Below are 2,527 nucleotides of genomic sequence, written 5' to 3' on the forward strand. Positions count from 1 at the left end.
CGGCGGTGCTTACTCTTCCTTAATCTAACGCTTTAGCAACATTCACGAGTCAGGGTGGGAATCTGTCGCCGCGCCGCGATCAGGGCCCGCGGTTGCGGGGCGGGACGATCCTTCTTGCGCTGGAGCCCTACCACATCCGGCCAGGAGGAGCGCGCAGCCCGACCATCCGATTCCTTGCATGAGCCAGGAGCAGGTCGGAATTCGGAACGAAGCGGACTACGTTATCCTGCTATTCACGAAGGCCTGTTATACCGGTCTTCCTCCGGTCTACAGTTAGCTGAGAGTGCGCCGGGAGACCGGCAGGGAGTAGGTGGTGCAAGTCCACTGCGATGAAGGAGTAGCGATCCACATCGGCCCCGAGCCGTGCGCCGTCGTCCGTGAGGGCGGGGGTGAAGCGTCGGTAGGGGTGCGCATAGGCCAGCCATTGAGCCGCGAAAGAACTGTTGTCCCGGGTGCCGACGCTGTTCTCATGGCGGAAGGCAACACGGACGGGCGCGATATCGCGAGCGCCTGTTCGGCCCGGCGTGGTCGGAGACCCTGGCATGTGCGGATGCTCCCTGTGCGGGAACCGGGAGATCTCGCGTCTGGCCGGCAGGATGTCGTACCGCCGGTCCGTACTGGGAAGGCGAGGAGCCGTAGCCGGTGATGCACGGGCGCGAGAAGTCAGACCCCGCCATAGTAGCTACGAAGCCGACGAACAAGGCCGGGCAACCGGCGGCGGAGCCGGTGGAGCCAAGGGCGGGGGCCGAGGGGAACGCGGGCCAGCAAAGCACGTGCCGGGCGCAGAACCGGGCAAGCGTGTCCCAGGCGCTGGATCGCGTACGGCAAGCGGCACGACAGAGGAAGAAGGAACGGTTCACCGCGCTCCTCCACCACGTCGGCATCGATCTGCTCCGGACGGCATTCTTCGCGCTCAAGCGGGATGCCGCTCCCGGGGTGGACGGGCTAACTTGGCGGGACTACGAGGCAGACCTCGAGCCCAGGCTCAGAGATCTGCATGCCCGGGTCCAACGGGGAGCGTACCGGGCTCTGCCATCGCGGCGACGGTATATCCCGAAGCCGGACGGCCGGCAGCGACCCCTGGCGGTGGCTGCCCTGGAGGACAAGATCGTCCAGAGGGCCACGGTGGAGGTGCTGAACGCGATCTACGAGGAGGACTTCCTCGGGTTCAGCTACGGGTTCCGGCCGGGGCGCAGCCAGCACGATGCGCTGGACGCACTCATCGTCGGGATCTCCGGCACCAGGGTGAACTGGATTTTGGACGCCGACATCCGATCGTTCTTCGATGCGGTGAGCCAATCCTGGCTCGTCCGCTTCCTGGAACACCGGATCGGTGACCCGCGCCTGCTCCGCCTGATCCAGAAATGGCTCCGGGCGGGTGTCCTGGAGGATGGGGTGGTGACGGTCAGTGACACGGGGACGGGGCAAGGGTCGGTGATCTCGCCGCTGCTCGCCAACGTCTACCTGCACTACGTCTTCGACCTCTGGGCCCAGCGCTGGCGACGGCGCGAGGCCACGGGCGACATGATCATCCTGCGCTATGCGGATGACCTCGTGGTCGGCTTCGAGCATGAGGCCGATGCCCGCCGCTTTTGGGACGCCATGCGCGAGCGGCTGTGGGAGTTTGGGCTGTCGCTGCATCCGGACAAGACCCGCCTGATCGCGTTCGGCCGCCTCGCAGCGGTCTGGCGCGCGCGATGCGGGCTCGGCAAACCGGAAACCTTCGACTTTCTGGGCTTCACTCTGATCTGCGGCAGGTCACGATCGGGCCGTTTCCTCGTCCAGAGGAAGACCCGGCGCGACCGCATGCGGGCGAAGCTCAAGGAGATCAAGGAGGGACTGCGGCGGCGCCGGCATCAGCCCCTTCCCGAGCAGGGGACATGGCTGAAGCGGGTCGTGACCGGCTACTTCGCCTACCATGCGGTTCCGACCAACCATCGGGCGTTGGGAAGCTTCCGGCACCATGTGGCCAACCTCTGGCGGCGCTCGCTACGGCGACGCAGCCAGCGCAGCCGCCTCACCTGGGATCGGATGGACCAGCTGACCGCCGCCTGGCTCCCCCAACCGCGCATCCTTCATCCTTGGCCGCAGCAGCGCTTCGCCGTCAAACACCCGAGGTGGGAGCCGTATGCGGGAATGCCGCACGTACGGATCTGTGCGGGGGGCGCCCGGTAACGGGCGTTCCTACCGCGATCTAGATGACTGAAGTTCCTCCGGAGAGCCGGCATGAGCGCTACGCAAGGCAAACAAATGAGCAATACGCTGCGCTCGGCAGATACGTCCAGCAATTCGAGCTCGTGTGTTTGTTTCTTCGACACATGATCACGCTTATCCTCCATCGTGACGGACTACGGAACCAAAAGTTGGCAAACATCATAGTGGGCCACCACGCCGTCACCGCACAAATGCTTCTCGACACGGCCTGTGCGCTGCTGACAGAAATCCACTCTGGGGATGAAGATGCAATGGAGATCATGCACCATTTTAGGAATCGGTTCGCCGAAGAGATAAAGACGCGCAACACCTA

The 2,527-nt window shown here is 64.6% G+C and carries 1 protein-coding gene; it reads left to right on the top strand.

Going from position 1 to position 2,527, the window contains the following annotated elements; genetic code table 11:
* Positions 1-798 precede the first annotated feature (798 nt).
* Positions 799-2,175: a group II intron reverse transcriptase/maturase gene (ltrA, locus tag VLE48_13025; GenBank protein ID HSA93929.1), complete on the top strand. Its 1,377-nt coding sequence runs from the start codon at positions 799-801 to the stop codon at positions 2,173-2,175.
* The last annotated feature ends 352 nt before the right edge of the window (positions 2,176-2,527 follow it).

This window comes from Terriglobales bacterium, assembly GCA_035454605.1.
Classification (GTDB): Bacteria; Acidobacteriota; Terriglobia; order Terriglobales; family Acidobacteriaceae; genus DATMAB01.